The 17,839-nt window shown below is 58.2% G+C and carries 17 protein-coding genes; 10 read left to right on the top strand and 7 right to left on the bottom strand.

The annotated features are described in order from the left end of the window. Positions 1–97 precede the first annotated feature (97 nt). Positions 98–1,624: an RNA polymerase sigma factor gene (locus MHX53_RS08935; RefSeq protein ID WP_102238233.1), complete on the top strand. Its 1,527-nt coding sequence runs from the start codon at positions 98–100 to the stop codon at positions 1,622–1,624. A 30-nt stretch (positions 1,625–1,654) separates the two neighbouring features. Here MHX53_RS08935 and MHX53_RS11815 read toward each other — a convergent pair whose 3' ends face one another. Together MHX53_RS11815 and MHX53_RS08925 are read right to left on the bottom strand one after the other, a co-directional pair. After that, positions 1,655–2,398 (bottom strand): VOC family protein, encoded by a 744-nt coding sequence (locus MHX53_RS11815; protein ID WP_102238232.1) that lies wholly within the window; start codon positions 2,396–2,398, stop codon positions 1,655–1,657. After that, positions 2,395–3,216, bottom strand: coding sequence for an N-acetylmuramoyl-L-alanine amidase (locus tag MHX53_RS08925; protein WP_239272306.1), 822 nt, complete (start codon positions 3,214–3,216; stop codon positions 2,395–2,397). Before MHX53_RS08925 ends, MHX53_RS11815 begins: the two co-directional genes overlap by 4 nt. A gap of 71 nt (positions 3,217–3,287) precedes the next feature. Between MHX53_RS08925 and MHX53_RS08920 the strand changes: the two genes are divergently transcribed. From MHX53_RS08920 to cydC, 4 genes are all read left to right on the top strand, one after another. Then, positions 3,288–5,390, top strand: a complete 2,103-nt coding sequence (locus tag MHX53_RS08920) for a DNA topoisomerase IV subunit B (RefSeq protein WP_102238230.1) — start codon at positions 3,288–3,290, stop codon at positions 5,388–5,390. A gap of 180 nt (positions 5,391–5,570) precedes the next feature. Continuing rightward, on the top strand, positions 5,571–7,142 hold the full coding sequence (locus MHX53_RS08915) for a cytochrome ubiquinol oxidase subunit I (RefSeq protein WP_239272304.1): 1,572 nt from the start codon (positions 5,571–5,573) through the stop codon (positions 7,140–7,142). Between the two features lie 9 nt (positions 7,143–7,151). Next, complete coding sequence (gene cydB / locus MHX53_RS08910; RefSeq protein WP_102238228.1) at positions 7,152–8,186, top strand: cytochrome d ubiquinol oxidase subunit II; 1,035 nt, start codon at positions 7,152–7,154, stop codon at positions 8,184–8,186. Then, on the top strand, positions 8,183–11,449 hold the full coding sequence (cydC, locus tag MHX53_RS08905) for a thiol reductant ABC exporter subunit CydC (RefSeq protein WP_239272302.1): 3,267 nt from the start codon (positions 8,183–8,185) through the stop codon (positions 11,447–11,449). The genes cydB and cydC overlap by 4 nt, the downstream gene beginning before the upstream one ends. Positions 11,450–11,452: 3 nt before the next feature. Here the strand turns inward: cydC and sepH are convergent, their stop codons facing one another. After that, positions 11,453–12,388: a septation protein SepH gene (gene sepH, locus MHX53_RS08900; RefSeq protein ID WP_239272300.1), complete on the bottom strand. Its 936-nt coding sequence runs from the start codon at positions 12,386–12,388 to the stop codon at positions 11,453–11,455. Positions 12,389–12,503: 115 nt separating this feature from the next. On the opposite strand from sepH, the gene MHX53_RS08895 reads away from it, so the two are divergent. Beyond that, on the top strand, positions 12,504–13,601 hold the full coding sequence (locus MHX53_RS08895) for a ferrochelatase (protein WP_239272298.1): 1,098 nt from the start codon (positions 12,504–12,506) through the stop codon (positions 13,599–13,601). Between the two features lie 3 nt (positions 13,602–13,604). On the opposite strand, the gene MHX53_RS08890 is transcribed toward MHX53_RS08895, so the two are convergent. Continuing rightward, positions 13,605–13,826, bottom strand: coding sequence for a hypothetical protein (locus MHX53_RS08890; RefSeq protein WP_239272296.1), 222 nt, complete (start codon positions 13,824–13,826; stop codon positions 13,605–13,607). A 273-nt stretch (positions 13,827–14,099) separates the two neighbouring features. Between MHX53_RS08890 and MHX53_RS08885 the strand changes: the two genes are divergently transcribed. After that, positions 14,100–14,402, top strand: a complete 303-nt coding sequence (locus MHX53_RS08885) for a DUF4193 domain-containing protein (protein WP_102238223.1) — start codon at positions 14,100–14,102, stop codon at positions 14,400–14,402. 16 nt (positions 14,403–14,418) lie between these two features. Here the strand turns inward: MHX53_RS08885 and MHX53_RS08880 are convergent, their stop codons facing one another. Then, the gene (locus tag MHX53_RS08880; RefSeq protein ID WP_239272295.1) at positions 14,419–14,868 is read right to left on the bottom strand and encodes a DUF3093 domain-containing protein; all 450 of its coding nucleotides are present in this window, start codon (positions 14,866–14,868) and stop codon (positions 14,419–14,421) included. Between the two features lie 80 nt (positions 14,869–14,948). On the opposite strand from MHX53_RS08880, the gene dut reads away from it, so the two are divergent. Genes dut through MHX53_RS08865 form a run of 3 tightly spaced genes read left to right on the top strand, consistent with a single transcriptional unit; the run spans position 14,949 to position 16,508 of the window. Beyond that, entirely contained in the window at positions 14,949–15,389 is a 441-nt protein-coding gene (dut, locus tag MHX53_RS08875) for a dUTP diphosphatase (RefSeq protein ID WP_239272293.1), read from the top strand. A gap of 7 nt (positions 15,390–15,396) precedes the next feature. Further along, positions 15,397–16,203, top strand: a complete 807-nt coding sequence (locus tag MHX53_RS08870) for a DUF3710 domain-containing protein (protein WP_239272291.1) — start codon at positions 15,397–15,399, stop codon at positions 16,201–16,203. A gap of 38 nt (positions 16,204–16,241) precedes the next feature. After that, complete coding sequence (locus tag MHX53_RS08865) at positions 16,242–16,508, top strand: OB-fold nucleic acid binding domain-containing protein (protein WP_146004621.1); 267 nt, start codon at positions 16,242–16,244, stop codon at positions 16,506–16,508. Here the strand turns inward: MHX53_RS08865 and MHX53_RS08860 are convergent. Together MHX53_RS08860 and MHX53_RS08855 are read right to left on the bottom strand one after the other, a co-directional pair. Continuing rightward, a complete protein-coding gene (locus MHX53_RS08860; RefSeq protein ID WP_102238367.1) occupies positions 16,501–17,154 on the bottom strand; it encodes a TrkA family potassium uptake protein in 654 nt (217 codons plus the stop codon). The genes MHX53_RS08865 and MHX53_RS08860 overlap by 8 nt on opposite strands. Continuing rightward, positions 17,154–17,822 carry a TrkA family potassium uptake protein gene (locus tag MHX53_RS08855; protein WP_239272289.1) on the bottom strand — a complete coding sequence of 223 codons (669 nt, stop codon included), beginning with the start codon at positions 17,820–17,822 and terminating at the stop codon, positions 17,154–17,156. The genes MHX53_RS08860 and MHX53_RS08855 overlap by 1 nt, the downstream gene beginning before the upstream one ends. Between the last annotated feature and the right edge of the window lie 17 nt (positions 17,823–17,839).

Genomic DNA, 17,839 nt, shown 5'->3' with positions numbered 1-17,839 from the left:
TCACTTGCCGGGAATATCGTGCGAAAATTGGGTGTTGACCCAGTTGTATCCGCGAGGATTTGACTTGGGTCTTAGTACTGCCCATGTGGCAACTTAGGTGAAAGGTGACTTCGTGCCAGCTGTCGACAACGAGAAGCAAGCCTCAACTACTGCAAAGAAGAAGGCGACAACATCTAAAGCCTCTACCACTGCAAAGAAGAAGGCGACATCGACATCTAAGTCAACAGCTTCGAAGACTACCGGCACCAAGAAGACCGCCACCACGGCTAAAAAGACTGCTACGACTGCAAAAACTTCCACGGCAAAAAAGAGCACCAGTACTGCCAGGAAGTCGACCGCTTCCACCGCGAAGAAGAGCACTGCAACCGTGGCCACGAAGACTTCCACCGCTACGAAGAAGAGCACCACGGCTCCCAAGAAGTCCACCACCGCAGCCAAATCGGCAGCTACTGCGAAGCGCGCTGCCAAGGCAACTGCGGCAAAGGAAGCAGCGGCAAAGACCTCGACCCGGAAGAAAGCTCAGGACGCTGAAGAGGTCGAGACTGACAAGGTTGAAACCGACGACGTCGAAGATCTCGCTACGACTGACGAATCGACGGAAACGCGTAACTCCCAAGAAGAGGAGAAGGACGCTCAGATTAAAGAAGCCGGTGGCTTCGTGGTGTCCGACACCGATGATGAGGATCAGCCTGCACAGCAGGTTGCGACTGCCGGTGCAACCGCTGACCCAGTTAAGGACTACCTCAAGCAGATCGGTAAGGTCGCACTCCTTAACGCTGCCGAGGAAGTCGACTTGGCAAAGCGTATTGAAGCCGGAATGTATGCCGAGCACCTTGTCGAAGAAGGCAAGGTTACCGAAGCGCGCGATCTGCGTGACTACAAGTGGATTATCCACGACGGTCGTATTGCCAAGAACCACCTGCTCGAAGCTAACCTTCGACTCGTGGTATCGCTTGCAAAGCGCTACACGGGTCGTGGAATGCTGTTCCTGGACTTGATCCAGGAAGGTAACTTGGGTCTGATCCGTGCCGTTGAAAAGTTCGACTACACCAAGGGCTTTAAGTTCTCCACGTATGCAACCTGGTGGATCCGCCAGGCGATTACCCGCGCTATGGCCGACCAGGCACGTACCATTCGTATCCCGGTTCACATGGTGGAAGTCATCAACAAGCTCGCACGTGTGCAACGCCAGATGCTTCAGGACTTGGGTCGCGAACCCACGCCAGAAGAACTTGCTAAGGAACTCGACATGACCCCCGAACGTGTTGTCGAGGTTCAAAAATACGGGCGTGAACCCATTTCTTTGCACACCCCACTTGGTGAAGATGGTGACAGCGAATTTGGTGACCTCATTGAGGACTCCGAAGCCGTTGTGCCCGCTGACTCGGTCAGCTTTACCCTGCTTCAGGAACAGCTCCACTCGGTTCTCGACACCTTGTCAGAGCGCGAAGCTGGAGTCGTTTCTATGCGATTCGGACTCAACGACGGGCAACCCAAGACGCTCGACGAGATCGGCAAAGTGTACGGCGTGACCCGCGAACGTATCCGCCAGATCGAATCGAAGACGATGGCTAAACTCCGCCACCCGTCTCGCTCCCAGGTGCTACGCGACTACCTCGACTAATACCGAGGCCCATCAAGGACAGTGCGCAACTCAGCGAGTTGCGCTCACAATCGCGATGGCCGCGTTGTGGCAGTCAATGATCTGCGCGACGCGGCCCATGTGGGTGTCGACGGGCTGTGACAAAACAGCGCCTCCATGTTCTTGCGCGCGCTTCAAAGTTTCATCGACGTCGTTGACTCGCACGTAGATCTTCCAGTGCGCAGGAATTGAGAGGTCTGAGATATCGACCATTCCTGCAACGGGGGATCCACCAGCGGAGAAGGTGGTGTAGTCCTCCTCGTCCGCTTGAGTCTCCCATCCGAATACGGTGGTGTAGAAGTCTGCGACACCGGTATCAGTGGTGTGAAGTTCAAACCACGCCGGCGCGCCGACCGCATCGGTGAGGGCGAATCCACGGTCGTCGCCATACGACAAAACGCCAAAGCCAGTCTGCGCTGAGTCGGCAACGAGAGCCACCGAGGCGTCACCGTCAAAGTTGGGGATCGCCATCAACGCCTGTCCCTTGTTGTCGGCGATGTTTTGCAAGAACCCATCGAAATCCGCGACATGGAAATACAGAGACCAGAACCCAGGCTGACCTTCGGGCGCCTCGGCGGGTTGCTGACTGATACCCGCAACGGACGAGCCGTTCACAACGGCCCGCGTTCCGATCCCCATGGGACCTACCCCGTCAAACTCCCACCCGAAAACAGCGGAATAGAACGATTGGGATTCATCAACGTTTGGAGAGCTCAGCTCAATCCAGCATGGAGTTACAGGCTTGTTGTCAGTCACAGCCCCATTGTTGCATAGGAAGCATATGTGTCGATGCCGTCGACTAACGCTTTCGCATATGCCTCCGGGTCCTCCTGCATGCGTTTAGCTTCTTCCGGATTGCGCATTTCACCACATTCGACGATGACAGCTGGGACGGATGCGTGGTTCAAACCAGCGAGGTCGGTGCGCTCCACTAAACCGTCCTTACCGTAGCCTGCCCGGTTAATAGGGAACTTATTGTCCGTGAATCCTCGAACAATCGCTTCGCCTAGTTTTGTGGATTTCTCGAGGTTGTCACCCGGCGCCACAATCACGCCAAATCCGCGAATCGACCGATTGTCCGATCCATTGGCGTGAATGCTGACCATGAAGTCGGCGTCGTCAGCGAACTTCCCGCGTTCATCTACACACGGCCCGACCCCGTCATTGGAATCGCGTGACATGATGACGCGCGCCCCACGTTTCTCGAGTTCGTCGCGCACCTTCGTTGCGACGTTCCAGTTGAATTCGTGTTCGGGAAACCCATTGTCGGTCGCGGTGCCCGTGGTGTTGCACGCCTTTTTCCCGCCTCGGCCGTCGGGAACCTTCTTGTTGATGCGGGAAAGGTGCGAAGCATTGCCACCGTTGTGGCCGGGATCCAGGGCGATGACCAGCCCGTCAAGGGACTCGCTAGGTTTGCTTTGAGGAGTTTCCGGGGCCGAGGTGTCCCCGGGGCTGTGTTCGGTTGTGATGGGTTCGGGTTCAACCGTCGTGCGGGGCTGTGCTGTCTGGGTGCTCCCACAGCCACCCAGAAGGACCAATACTGCACACGCGTATAGCGCTATTGCGTGTCTCACACCCATCAGTCTACTCGACACAAGCCCCGTGAATCCAAGGTTTTGCACCGGCGTCGGCCTAGACTGGGACGGTGGCAACATCGGATTACGGAGCACGGCAACTGCAGGTCCTCGAAGGTCTCGAGGCGGTACGTAAGCGTCCCGGAATGTATATCGGGTCTACCGACTCGCGCGGCCTCATGCACTGTCTGTGGGAGATTATCGACAACGCTGTGGACGAGGCGTTGGGCGGTCACGGCGAAAACATCACAGTGACCCTTCACAAAGACGGATCGGTCACTGTCGAAGATAACGGACGTGGAATTCCCGTCGACATCGAGCCGCGCACAGGGCTCACTGGTGTTGAACTCGTCATGACCAAGCTTCACGCAGGAGGAAAGTTCGGTGGAGGCTCGTACTCAGCAGTGGGTGGCCTCCACGGTGTGGGCGCGTCAGTGGTGAACGCCCTTTCGAGCCGCTTGGACATCGAAGTGACGCGGTCCTCCAAGGTGTACCGCATGTCCTTTCAGCGGGGAGCACCTGGAACGTTTACGGATAAGAATGAGCCACACCCGGATAACGACTTCACCCCATTTAAAAAAGAGTCCAAGCTGGAGGTCGTCGGCAAGGCGAAACGAGGCGTCACGGGTACCAAAATTCGCTACTGGGCCGACCCTCAAATCTTCATTACCGACGCTAAGTTCAACTACGACCACCTCGTGGACCGTGCCCGCCAAACCGCGTTTTTGGTCCCGGGGCTTAAGATCACTCTTGTCGACAATAGGGGAGTGGCCGTCGACGAGACCGGGGCGCCTATTCCTCACCGCGTTGAAGAGTTCCAGTTCGACGGTGGGATCTCGGCGTTCGTCGACCACTTGGCACATGACGCAGCGGTGACGGACACGTGGCGTTTCACTACCCAGTCCTCGTTTAAAGAGACGGTCCCAGTTCTTAACTCCTCAGGGCACATGGAGTCGCAGGAGGTGGAGCGCGACATCACGGTCGATGTCGCGCTGCGCTGGGGAAACGGTTACGACACCATGCTGAAGTCGTTCGTTAACATCATTGCCACCCCTAAGGGCGGAACGCACGTCTCCGGGTTTGAACAGGGAATCGTGAAAACGATCCGCAAAGCGGTGGAAAGCAACGCTCGTCGCCTCAAGGTGGGCAAGGACAAACTTGAGAAAGATGACATTCTCGCCGGTCTCACCGCGGTGGTGACAGTTGCACTGGCCGAACCTCAGTTTGAGGGCCAGACAAAAGAAGTCTTGGGAACGCCTCCTGTTAGAGGAATCGTTTCGCGCGCGGTTGAAAAAGAGCTGACCTCTGTTCTTGAGTCTTCGAACCGCACTACTAAATCCCAGGTGAACACCTTGTTGGAGAAAGTGGTGGCGGAAATGAAATCGCGCATTTCGGCGCGTACACACCGCGAGAACCAGCGTCGCAAGACAGCGTTGGAAAGTTCGTCTCTACCTGCCAAGCTCTATGACTGCAGGAAGTCAGATGTCGAAGAGACCGAGCTTTTCATTGTCGAAGGTGATTCGGCGATGGGAACCGCTAAAGCGGCGCGAAACTCGGAAATGCAGGCGCTTTTCCCCATTCGTGGCAAGATTCTCAACGTGCAAAAGGCTTCTGTTGCCGACATGCTCGCCAACGCCGAATGCGCCGCCCTCACACAGGTCATCGGCGCGGGTTCGGGACGCAGTTTTGATCTCGAGCAGGCACGCTACGGAAAGGTCATCATCATGACCGATGCCGACGTTGATGGTGCGCACATTCGTACACTGCTCCTGACTCTGTTTTTCCGCTATATGCGTCCTCTTGTCGAGGCAGGTCGGGTGTTTGCCGCTGTTCCACCCCTTCACCGCATTGAGGTCGTCAACCGGGGTAAAGCAAACGACGTGATCTACACGTATTCGGAAGCCGAACTGCACAAGACGCTTGCGCGGTTGGACCGTCAGAAGAAGAACTACAAGACCCCGCAACGCTACAAGGGTCTGGGCGAGATGGACGCGGATCAGCTTGCGGAAACCACCATGGATCCAGAACATCGCATGCTGCGACGCGTGACAATGGACGACATCGCTCACGCTGACTCCACGTTCAACCTTCTGATGGGCTCCGAAGTGGCTCCCCGCAAACAGTTCATTGTCTCGGGCGCCGCGTCCCTGGATGCTGAGCGTATCGACGCGTAGATCACGCTCACAATTGCCGTCGAAACTTCCAGTCTGACCGGGGTAACTACCCCTAGCCGAAGAATGAGACCAACCATTTCGAATGTGTCTAACCGGCCCTGCAATCCTGTGAAAATCGTTAAAATTGTGGAGGATTAACCGCACTGCTGCGCACATAGTGTGCACATTTGAGGAGGCGACGTGGACCCGGTACTCATCGGACGGTGGCAGTTTGGAATTACCACCGTGTACCACTTCTGGATGGTCCCGCTCACCCTCGGGCTTGGACTGCTCGTGGGTATCATGCAGACCTTGTATTACCGCACCGGTGATGAGCGGTGGCTACGCTCCACAAAGTTTTGGGGCAAGCTTTACCTGATTAACTTCATCATGGGTGTCGCTACCGGTATCGTTCAGGAATTTCAGTTTGGAATGGCGTGGAGTGAGTACTCGCGTTTCGTGGGAGACGTCTTCGGTGCGCCTCTAGCAATGGAAGCACTCATCGCGTTCTTCCTGGAATCGACTTTCCTGGGAGTCTGGATCTTCGGTTGGAAGCGTCTTTCCAAGCCGTTGCACTTGACCGTTCTGTGGGCCGCCGTGATCGGATCGTGGCTGTCGGCCTACTTCATCATTGTGGCCAACTCGTGGATGCAACACCCCGTAGGTGTTGAAATGATCGATGGCCGCCCAGTCATGGTTGATGTTGTCGCTGTTTTGACCAACAACACGGCTCTATGGGCATACGCTCACACTCTTGCAGGTGCAGTTGCTGTAGGTGGTGGGTTCCTCCTCGGTATTGCGTGGTACCACCTGTGGCGCCGTCGCAAAGACGGAATCGACACCGTTGATGACAACGGCAATGTTGTCGTCGGTGACGCCCCTGAAATCGCTGGCCGTGACGCAAAAGACCACTCAGTGTGGATCAAATCGCTCCGCATGGGTGCATGGACTGCCATCATCGCGTTTGTGTTCGTCGCTATCACGGGTGACTTCCAAGCGAAGCTCATGTACGAACAGCAGCCTATGAAGATGGCGTCGGCCGAGGCTGCCTGCCACGACGGCGGACAGTTCTCTGTTCTGACCGTGGGTAAGCCCGACCTCAACTCGTGTGACTCCGTTAAACCTATTATTGAGATTCCTGGCTTGTTGTCCTTCTTGGCAAAAGGCGACTTCACCAGCGACGTTCCCGGCGTGAACACGCTGATTCCGGAATATCAAGAGAAATACGGAACCACTCTTCCCGAAGGTGACATGTACGGCGAGTACTCGGGTGCGGAAGTGGACTACCAGCCTCTTATGATCGTCACCTATTGGGGCTTCCGTATGATGATCGGATTCGGTGTCCTCTCAGCAGCGTTCGCCGCGTTGGCGCTGGTGCTCACACGCAAGGGCACTGTGCCACAAGCTAAGTGGCTGAACACCCTAGCCGTTTTGTCGATCTTTGCTCCATTTATTGCGAATTCGGCAGGGTGGGTGTTTACCGAAATGGGACGCCAACCGTTCGTGGTTGCCCCTAACCCTGACCCGTCAGGTGTTGATGGCGTGTTCCTCTACACGGCTGCGGCGATTTCACCGTCAGTCACGGCTGCTGAACTGATGTTCAGCTTGATTACGCTGACACTGTTGTACGGTGCGCTCATGGTGGTTGAGCTTAAGCTCCTCATTAAATACACCCGGGGAGGTGTCGTGTCAGCCATGCCAGAACTCGACACCCGCAACAACAAGCCCACTGTTGATGCGAAGAACGACGACGTCTTGGCGTTCGCTTACTAAGGAGTGGCCATGGAAATTCTGCAGACTATCTGGTTTATTCTCATCGCCGTCCTGTGGTTGGGGTACCTCTTCCTCGAAGGCTTCGACCTGGGTGTAGGTGTCCTCATGAAGACACTTGCGAAAAACGAAAAAGAGCGGCGCGTTCTTCTCAACTCAATTGGCCCTGTGTGGGACGGTAACGAAGTGTGGCTACTCACCGCTGGTGGTGCCACGTTCGCAGCCTTCCCCATGTGGTATGCGTCCCTGTTCTCGGCGTTGTACCTTCCGCTGACGCTCGCGCTCGTTGCACTGATCCTCAGGGCTGTGTCGATCGAGTACCGCGGAAAAGGTCATTCGGACCAGTGGCGTAACTTCTGGACCTGGGCTATGGCTGGTGGCTCGGCATTGGCAGCCTTCTGTGTGGGTGCAATGCTCGCACTGACAACGACCGGTCTGCCACTCAACGAAAACGGTGACAACATCGGCGGCCCGTTCGCGTGGGTGACGCTGTACGCCGTCATCGGTGGCTTGGGCGTACTCGGCTTCTCGATTCTGCACGGACTGCTGTTTGTCAGCCTCAAGACCGAGGGCGACATTCGCCACCGCGCTCACGCACTAGCCGCGAAGTGGGGCCCTGTGTTCTTGCTTCCGATCGTCGTGTGGGTGGTCATCGTCCAGGTGATGCACGGTCCTGCGTGGGGCTGGGCAATCATCGCGGTCGCCGCTGTCTTCGCTGCGATCAGCTGGGTACGCCTGCGTGCCGGTTCGGAAAAGGGCGGTTTCATTTTCCAGGGACTGTTCCTGGTCGCGGGAGTCGTGAGCGTATTCGCTTCGATCTTCCCCAATGTCCTTCCGTCCACCATCAACCCGGACTTCTCGCTCACCATCGCAAACGCGTCGTCGTCTAACTACACGTTGGGCGTCATGCTGTGGGTGACGGTGATCTTCGTGCCGATCGTTCTGGCGTACACGGTCTTCTCGTACACGCTGTGGGCGAAGCGTCTGCACGTTGACCACATTCCGGAAGCTCACCAGATTCCGGTGGTAGCTCGAATCAAAGCGTGAGTAAATCTCCCGTAGCGATAGCGCTCGGAGCACCTCAGGGTGCCCGGGCGCTCGCTTGGTTGGGGCTCGTCGCGGTTCTCAAAGCGGTGGGCCTCGTCCTCATTGCCGAATCCTGTGCGCGGGGAGTCGTCGCGCTCATGCACAATGAACCGTTTACATTCGCGCTCGTTTTGGGGTGTTTGGGTGCATGTGTGCGCGGAGTGGCGGTGTGGCTGACGAAGGCCGTGGGTGCGCGAGCCTCAGTGGGCTTTAAAACGGAGCTGCGTTCACGTGTGTTAGCCCGAGTGACCGCGGGTTCCGGCCGCGATACCGGAGTGTCTGACGGCGCCCTGTCGGTGAGCGTGACACGGACGCTGGACGAACTGGACGACTATTTTGTCCGTGTTTTGCCAGCACTGTTAACCACTATGTGCGTGCCGGCGATCATCATTGTGCGAGTCCTGTTCGCAGACTGGGTCTCGGCCCTTGTGATCGTCGTGACGCTCCCGCTGGTGCCACTTTTCATGATCCTGATCGGCAAGTACACGCTTGAGCGTGTGAGTGAAGCGACCCAGTCGCTGGATCAGCTGTCGAACAACCTGGTGGAACTTGCCCGTGGCTTGCCGGTGCTGGTGGGTCTGGGCCGAGTGTACGCTCAGACCGCGGCGCTGAAGTCCATGAGCGAGTCCTACCGCACCACCACACTGCAGACTTTGCGCGTGGCGTTTCTTTCCGCCCTGGCTCTTGAACTGATCGCGACCCTTTCGGTTGCAGTCGTCGCGGTGTTCATTGGCGTTCGCCTGGTAAACGGCGGTTTGGACCTGGAGGCGGGTCTGCTCGCGCTCATCCTCGCGCCTGAGTGCTTTTTGCCTCTGCGTCAGTTGGGCGCGGCTTTCCACGCAACCGAGAACGGTATGGCTGCGTATGAGCGGGTCAACGACGTCATTTCGCGTCCCGTTGATGCGCCAGTTGAGGGCCGCCCTGGCGGCCTTGCCGTCGCCGAGGTGTCCGTCACCTACGCGGGTCGACCTCGGCCGGCACTGTCCCCAGTGTCAGCTGACTTTTCAGGTCTTACAGCCGTGACAGGTGGGTCCGGTACTGGAAAATCGACGTTACTGGGTGTGCTGGCTGGGCTTGTGAGGTCAAACGACACGTGTACCGTGAGCGGGCACGTTGTGGGTGTCCCCGGAAAAATTGCGTATGCGGGTCAGGCACCTCGCACATGCGGAGAGACTCTTGAAGAAGAGGCTCAGCTGTACGGCGCTGAGCTCACGCCCTACCTCCAACGCGTGGGATTGGACCTCGACCCGCTGACGCCACCGTCGGCCCTGAGCCCGGGGGAGTTGCGCCGCTTCGCTATTGCTCGTGCTCTCATGCGGGTTGACGCAGGAGCGGAACTGCTCATCGTGGATGAGCCAACCGCTCACCTCGACGCGCAGACCGCGCACACGATCCGCACGGAGCTCCTCAACATCTCGCAATCGATCCCCGTGATCGCTGCGACCCACGACCCGGAACTCATCAAACTAGGCAATGAACTGCGCTTAGACGGTACCGCAGCCTCGGCGGAAGCCCAGGCAACCCCGCTCCCAACCCAGCCTGCACGCACCTCGAAAGCAGCGCCCACCTCGGCGGGGGAATCCCATATCAGCGCCCGCACGGCCCTTCGCAGGCTCATGAACGCCATGAACGTGCTTTCAGCGAAGTTCATCGTATCCACGTTGTTTGCGGTGGCTGCCGTGGCGTCCGCGGCGGCCCTGTCCGGAGTGTCCGCATGGCTCATTGTCCACGCGTCGTTCCAACCGCCCATCATGTATTTGTTGGTGGCGATCGTGGGTGTCCGGTTCTTTGGACTGTCGCGGTCGGTATTCACCTACGTCAAGCAGTTGCTGCTCCACGACGCGATGTTGACGTCGCTCACGCACTTGCGCGAACGTGTGTGGTTGGGTTTCGCGCGGGCCGGTACCGCGAACCGCACGCTGGTCCGAGGAGAGTTGGCCCTCACCCGGCTCGTCGCCGATGTCGACGATGTGCGCGACGGCGCCCCTCGTGTTGTGCAACCCCCGATCGTCGCCGCTGTGATCGCGGTGACGGCGACCGTGGTGATGGCGCTGATCCACCCCTTGGCGGCCGTGCTGACTGCTGTGTCTGCGTTGGTGAGCTTGGTGCTCGCGCCCGCGGTGACGCTTGTGGTGGACGGTCAGGCGAGTTCCGCCAGGTTGAGCACGCGCACCCAAGTGTTGGCGCGGATCAGCGCGTTCTTGTGGGCGCGTGAGGACGTCATGGTCAACGGCAGGGCGGCCGAGGTGGTCGACCGTATCCGTGAAATTGACCAGCGGGCGTCGCGCGCCGAACTTCGGGTCCTGTGGGCGGCCGGAGTTGGCGAAGGTATCGTCACAGTGGTCACCACACTCAACGCGGTTCTCATGCTTCCACTTTTGGCGACAGCCGTGGGCAGCGGAGCGGTTTCACCGGAGCTTTTGGCAGTGACCGTGCTGTTGCCACTTGCGCTCATCGACTGTTACATCGATTCGCTGACGGCTGTTCAGAACTGGCCTGCTCTTAAACACAGCCTGGCCCGTGTTCCGGCGCTGGACGAACGTGGAGAGATACTGCGTGATGCTCGCGAACCGATTGCTGAGTTTGATTCGGCTGAGCTCGACGATGTGGCCGCCCGCTGGCCAGGAATGACCGAGGACGTGTTCAGTGGCGTCTCGGCCTCCATTACCCCGGGGTCGTGGACGACGGTGACGGGGCGTTCGGGATCGGGGAAGACCACGCTGGTGAGTGTTCTGTTGCGCTTCATTGATCCGGTGCGCGGAAAGTACACGCTGAACGGTAGCGACGCCGTTGAACTCACAGCCACGCAGCTGTCGTCGGTGTTTGCGTGGTGCCCGCAGGAGTCACACGTGTTCGACTCCACGGTACGCAACAACCTGGCGATTGCCCGCGACCGGGACAATGCCCCAACGGATCAAGAGATTCGTGAGGTTCTGGCCCGTGTGGGCTTGGAAGAACTGGCTGAAGTCGACTCCCGGATCGGGGCCTCGGGTGCGTACCTTTCGGGAGGTCAACGTCAGCGACTAGCCGTAGCTAGAACGCTCCTCGCAGGGGCACAGGTCATCATTCTGGACGAACCCACCGCCCATCTAGACGAACAGCTTGCAACATCTCTCATGGACGATCTGCGGGAGGTCCTCAAGGACAAAGCAGTGGTCGTGGTGACCCACGACCACTCGCTGGTCCGGCCTAGCGACCGCGTAATCGCTGTTGACGAGTCCTAACGTTTAGTCCTTCTTCCCGAACATGATTTCGTCCCAGCTGGGAACCGAGGAACGTCCCTTCTTCTTGGGCTGTTCGTCGTTCTGTTCGTCTGCGTAGTCAGACACGCCAGGTTCGTCCAACAGCGACGGTTGGTCATCGTCTTGAGTAGGAGCCGGAGCGGCCATCACGGCGTCGTCGTGTGCGTCCTGCGGGCGCGACAGCGCCGAGTGAGCGCCGTCCGGCTGGGATTCGGGAGCGTCGGGAACAGACTGCACAATCGGCTGTGTTTCGTTCTTGCGACGACGTAGGCTCTCGAGAATGCGACCAGTTTCGGTTTGAGGGTCGCGGGTGTCGCGCTGGGTGTGATCGGCTTCGACATTAAACACCGAACCGTAGTCCGGGATGGGGCCGGAGTCAGATGGACCGGTGTCCGACAGCCAGCGTGCTTCTTCGTTGAGCGCGGTGACGGAACCGGCGCGGTACTCCCAGCTTGCGACCGAGGTAGTGTCGCCCACTGGGTAACGTAGCTCAACGTGCCACGCACCGGTGTCGGTGCGCCATGCGTCCCATGACTGTTCCTCAATGTCGCGTGCCTCGAGGCGTTCGGTGACAACCTCGCTGAGCGGGCGGGACCCGGACTCGGAGTACACCGGGCACTGACCGGCTGTGTAGGCGATGTGGCGACGTTCCGCAAGAACCGGGCCCTCGTACTGCTGGATCTGCGTCAGTGGGGCACCGGTGTCGTGTGCGACGTCCTCGGCCGACATGCCGGAACGAATCATCGCCTGAATCACCTTTGGTCGCACGTGGCCCGAACTGTGGCCGGTAACAGCGTGTGTGCGAACTCGACGGATCGCAGCGAAAACGTCTTCGGTAGCAGGCAAGAAATACTCGTTGCCTTGCTCATCGACGAGCTTGAGCGAGCCTTCTTCAATGCTTTGAAACGACAATTTAGTCACAACACACCATCCTTTTAGTCTTTCTAAGCGTGTCACGTCCAGGCCTCTGTCCCTGTCATCTGGGCGTGGCGAGTCGAAATTCTCTGGGTCCAGAAGTCAGGGTTAAAGTGGTTGTATGACTGAATCGCCCCTGTCGCCATTCGACGCAGTAGTTCTCATGTCTTTCGGAGGCCCTGAAGGGCCCGACGACGTTCTCCCGTTCCTCAAGAACGTGACAGCGGGTCGCGGGATTCCCGAAGAGCGACTCAAAGAAGTGGGCGAACACTATTATATGTTCGACGGTGTATCGCCTATCAACGAACAGAACATTGCACTCCTGCAGCAGCTCGAAGGTGAGCTTGAACGTCGAGGCATCACCACTCCGATCCTGTGGGGCAACCGCAACTGGGACCCGTTCCTCACGGACACCATCCGTACCCACCACGAACGCACAGGTGCCACGAAGTTCTTGGCGATTACCACCTCGGCGTACTCTTCCTACTCATCATGCCGACAGTACCGGGAAGATTTTGGCGCAACGGTAGACACTCTGAAAGCCGAAGGTATTGACGTGACCTTCAACAAAGTGCGCCAGTACTACAACCACCCGGGGTTTGTGAACGCGCAGGTGCAGATCATGCGTCACGCGCTCGTGGACTTTGAAGCGAAAGTGGGCGAACTCGACCCGCAGAAGCACCGCATTCTGTACGTCACCCACTCGATTCCCACCTCGATGCAAGAGGCGTCCGAGGTGGCGACGGCTGGGTACGCAGATCAGCACCTGCAACTGATGAACGCGATCGATCAGCAACTCGACGATTCGCTTCCGCACGAACTGGTGTTCTGCTCGCGGTCGGGCCCTCCTCACGTCCCATGGCTCGAACCGGACGTGAACGACCGCATGGAGAAGCTTGCTTCACAAGGCATCACCGGAGTGATCGTGGCACCCATTGGGTTCGTGTCCGATCACATGGAAGTAAAGTACGACCTGGACGTCGAAGCCGCTGAAACCGCGGAACGTGTGGGCTTGGCGTATGAGCGCGCAGCGACTGTGGGGACCAACCCTGCATTTGTCATGGGTCTTGTGGACTTGCTCGAAGAAAAAGCCGCCCAGGTACGTGGGGAAGAGCCACACCAGCCGGCTCTTACCCCTGAAGGCCCGGTTGACGGGTGTACCTTGGCGCAGTCGGGTCAGTGTTGCAAGGGGAGAGTAGAGAAACCGGTTATGCCCTAAGGCTTAGGACTCTTCCTCGATGACGGGGAGCTGACCGGTTTCGGCGGCGATGACCTGTCGGATCTCCGAGGTGTCCAGGTTGTGATCGCGAGCGATCAGTTCGATGTTGCGGAGTTCGTCAACGAGCTGTTCGGCGAGGAATTCGTTGTCGTTTTCGCGAGCCTCGACAATCTTTTCACGTAACAGATCGGCCTTGCGCTCGACCTCTTCGGTAAATTCGCTCATGCGTTTTCCCTTCTGAGTCAGTTCGTGACTAAGACAGCATTATGTGAACAAGGTACATGACGATGACCTTCCGTGCGGTGACGGTTTGTCAAATTATGGTCGAATCGACACATATTGACGTGAGTTCACCTGCCGTTTACTCTTATGCGGTAAATCACATGCGCAGTTGCTTTTGTGTTCTTGCCAAAAGCTCACTGAGAATGCAAAATGCTTTAGACATTGCGCATCAACGTGTGCGCATCTGACACTTGTACAGGAGTGTGATTAGGGTTTATGGCCACCGACTACGACGTTCCGCGCAAGCAGGATGAGGATCTTTCGAGCGATTCGATCGAGGAACTGAAGGCCCAGCGCAATCAGCAGCAGGCAAGTCAGGTTGATGAGGACGAAACTGCAGCTGCCGAAGGGTTCGAACTTCCTGGCGCAGACCTCTCCAACGAAGAACTGTCGGTGCGTGTTTTGCCCAAGCAGAACGACGAATTCACCTGCACTGAGTGCTTCCTGGTGCGTCACCGTTCACAGATGTCTGAAGAATCAGAAGAAGGTAGCCCAGTCTGCACGGACTGCGCTGACTAGGCTGACAAGTACGTCTTTAACCCTGTGGGGCGAGGACCCGGGCGAGTTCGTCCGGGTTGTGCGTCGAGACAATCCAGTACGGCGTGGGATCGTTCGGATCTTCGATATCGACTTTGACAAGGGATGAAGCCCACGGGCGCGTCACCAAAAAAGCCCGTGCGTCAAGATCTTGACCACGTGCCTTAAACGCGTCGTCGCCCGTCATGGGTGTTGCGCCCATGATGAACGAGCGCTCAATGTGAGCAGGGCCAGCAAACAGCACGTCCTGGGTTACCGTCACTCGTGGAATCAGCGAACGCAAGGTCAACGCAACCGCAATAAAAACGACGATCGGAACGATGATTCCGGCGATCCACGACAGCGGGATCACCATGAGGGACGTCATCGCAGAAAGAACGAGTGCCACAACCCACCACCAGATGGATGGGGTTACGCGTTCTGAATAAAGCGGAGAAGGTGCAGTCATAGGGGCTATTCTTCCATGGCTCACATGTTTCTTCTGCAACTCGGCTTTTCTTACGTTTCCTAGGTCGATAGAGTCAAGGCGTGGAAACCTTACCCATTCAACTCATGCGCGTGCATGAAAGCGCACAGGTCCCCACTTATGGTCATCCAGGGGATGCCGGTGCGGACCTCCGCGCATGCATCGATGTGACAGTCCAACCTTTTGAACGCGTGACCGTTCCTACGGGTATTGCGCTAGCCATCCCCATGGGGTACGTGGGGCTGGTTCACTCGCGATCGGGACTGAGCACCAAGCACGGCCTCACGGTCGTTAACGCTCCGGGCACCATCGACGCGGGCTACCGGGGGGAAATCAAGGTAGCGCTGATCAACCTCGACCCACACGAACCCGTGCAGATTTCGGCAGGCGACCGAATCGCGCAACTCGTCATTCAGAAGGTTGAGCAAGCAGACTTCGAAATTGTCGATTCACTCGACGAAACCCAACGTGGAGACGCTGGGTTCGGATCAACGGGAAAGTAGACACACAATGGGATTGTTTAAGAGCTTTTTTGGTCGCAAGGACAACGCAGACGACATTGTTGACGACCAGGACGTAGACACCGCAGACGACGTTGACATTGAGCCAGAAGACGAGCTCGTGGAAGACGAAGCCGGTGACGCCGCTGACAGCGACGACGATGACAATGACGACGGAGCTCAGAAGGAAGCACCTCGGGACCGTGTAAAGAACGGGCCCTGGGACGAATCCGAGGAGGCTGGAGAAGCCAACCGAATCGACCTCGGCGCCCTGCGCATTCCCGTTATTGACGGAATGCAGGTGCAGCTTGAAGCGCAAGAAGAAAGCGGGTTGATCCTCGCTGTTTCGCTCATCCACAAGGGTGGAGCGTTGCGCGTTCAGGCGATGGCCGCTCCTAAGACTGAAGGCCTGTGGTCGCAGGTGCGTAGCCAAGTTTCGGCCAGTGTCACCGCGGCTGGGGGATCGGCCAAGGAAATTTTCACCGACCTGGGATACGGCTTGTCGGCGGCAATCCCACACAAAATTGACGAAGATCAGGTTGGGGTGCAGAACCACGAATACGTGGGTGTTGACGGGCCCCGTTGGTTTCTCATGGGAATTATTGCCAAGACCGACGGCTTGCCTGAAGAGGTTCGCGAGGAGCTCGTCGAAGTGTTCCGTGGCATTATTGTGGTCCGCGGTGACGCCCCTATGCCACCCGGACAGGTGCTTGAACTCACTCCGCCTAACCTCGAGCCGGCGACAGACTCGGAAGACTCATCTGACGATGACATCGACCCGTTTGAACGCGGGCCAGAAATCGCAGAAGTGCGTTAAAGGCGGTCGCGCTGAACGCAATCTCAAACTTCGCGGACGTGCGCGCCCGCGAACAGTTGTGCGCCCGAGGTGTCGTGTCCTCGGTGACTCGCTCCACCCCGTTGGAACCACCTCGGCTAGAAATCACCGTGTCAGACGGGCGTACTGAAATTCACGCCGTTTTCATGGGACGGCGCGACGTTCCCGGACTCACGGTGGGCCGCCCGGTCACCGTGTGCGGGCGGTTCACAACCGTGGACGGCGACCTGGTGACGCTCAACCCCGAATACGAGCTGCTCACCAACGTAGGTGGGGAAACTAGCTAAACAGCTCGCGCAGACGCGGTTTTGCCGAGGTGTTCGCGAGGAAGAACAGCTCGTCGCCGTCGACCAGGGTGTCGTCGTCTTGCGGCGCGAAAGCCCGGTCTGATCGGACAACAGCCACCAGAACGGTGTCCTGGGGGAGGTCGATATCGCCGACCCGCTTGCCCAAGACCTCCGACGCTTCGTGGAGAGTCATTTCCATAAGTGTGGTGCCAGCCTGTTGCAAGGTCAGAAGTTGTACCAGGTTACCCACCTCGACGGCCTCTTCCACCAAGGCGGTCATGAGTCGAGGGGTGGACACCGCCACATCGACGCCCCAGTTGGAGTCGAAAAGCCATTCATTGCGCGGGTGGTTCACTCGGCCTACCGTGCGGGGCACTCCAAATTCGGTCTTTGCCAGCAAACTCAACACCAGATTGGTTTTGTCATCACCCGTAGCGGCGACAACCACATCGCAGTCTTCCAGCTGGGCGTCGGCAAGGCCGTCGAGCTCGCACGCATCCGTGTGAATCCACCTGGCGTCGGGGACCAGGTCCCGGCGTATCGCCTGTTTGTCGTTGTCGATCATGACGATCGTGTGGCCCTTGTCGATGAGTTCACGTGCAACCGAACGTCCTACTGATCCGGCTCCTGCAATCACGACCTTCATCAGTTGTCCCCTTCCGTAATCGGGCCGTCGAGTGACCTCACGACGTCGTCGAGGGCTTCGGACCGGCACATCACGTGTACAAGATCGCCGTCTTGAATGAGAGTGTCAGGGGTGATGTCGATACCTTCGCCCATCCGCGTGAAGTATGCGACGCGGGCGCCACTGTGGGCCTCTAATTCACTGACGGAACGGGCAACCCAGTCGGGGTGAACATGAACCTCCGACAGCACCATGCGCCCGGACGGGTCACGGAACTCGTTGACCGCTCCAGAAGGGATAAGTCGCCGCATCATTTGGTCGGCCGTCCACCGCACTGTTGCCACCGTGGGAACACCCAAACGTTCAAACACCTGGGCGCGCCGAGGGTCGTAGATGCGGGCGGCGACGTGCTTTACGCCGAATGTTTCCCTGGCAACTCGGGCGGCCAGAATGTTGGAATTGTCCCCGGAGGATACGGCCGCGAAGGCGTATGCGTCCGAGGTGCGTGCCCGCACGAGCGTGTCGCGGTCAAAGCCGATGCCGGTCACCGTAGTGCCCGTGAAGTTCTTGCCCAGCTTCACAAAAGCGTCGGCGTTCTTATCGACGACAGCAACAGTGTGGCCCTTGGCATCGAGTCCGCGGGCCAGTTGGGCTCCAACGCGTCCACATCCCATGATGACGAAGTGCACGATCCAAACTCCCTTTG

The sequence above is a fragment of the Brevibacterium sp. ACRRH genome (genome assembly GCF_022346365.1).
GTDB lineage: Bacteria > Actinomycetota > Actinomycetes > Actinomycetales > Brevibacteriaceae > Brevibacterium > Brevibacterium paucivorans.
Note: the sequence above shows the minus strand (reverse complement) of the source record. Positions and strands in the feature narration are given on the sequence as shown.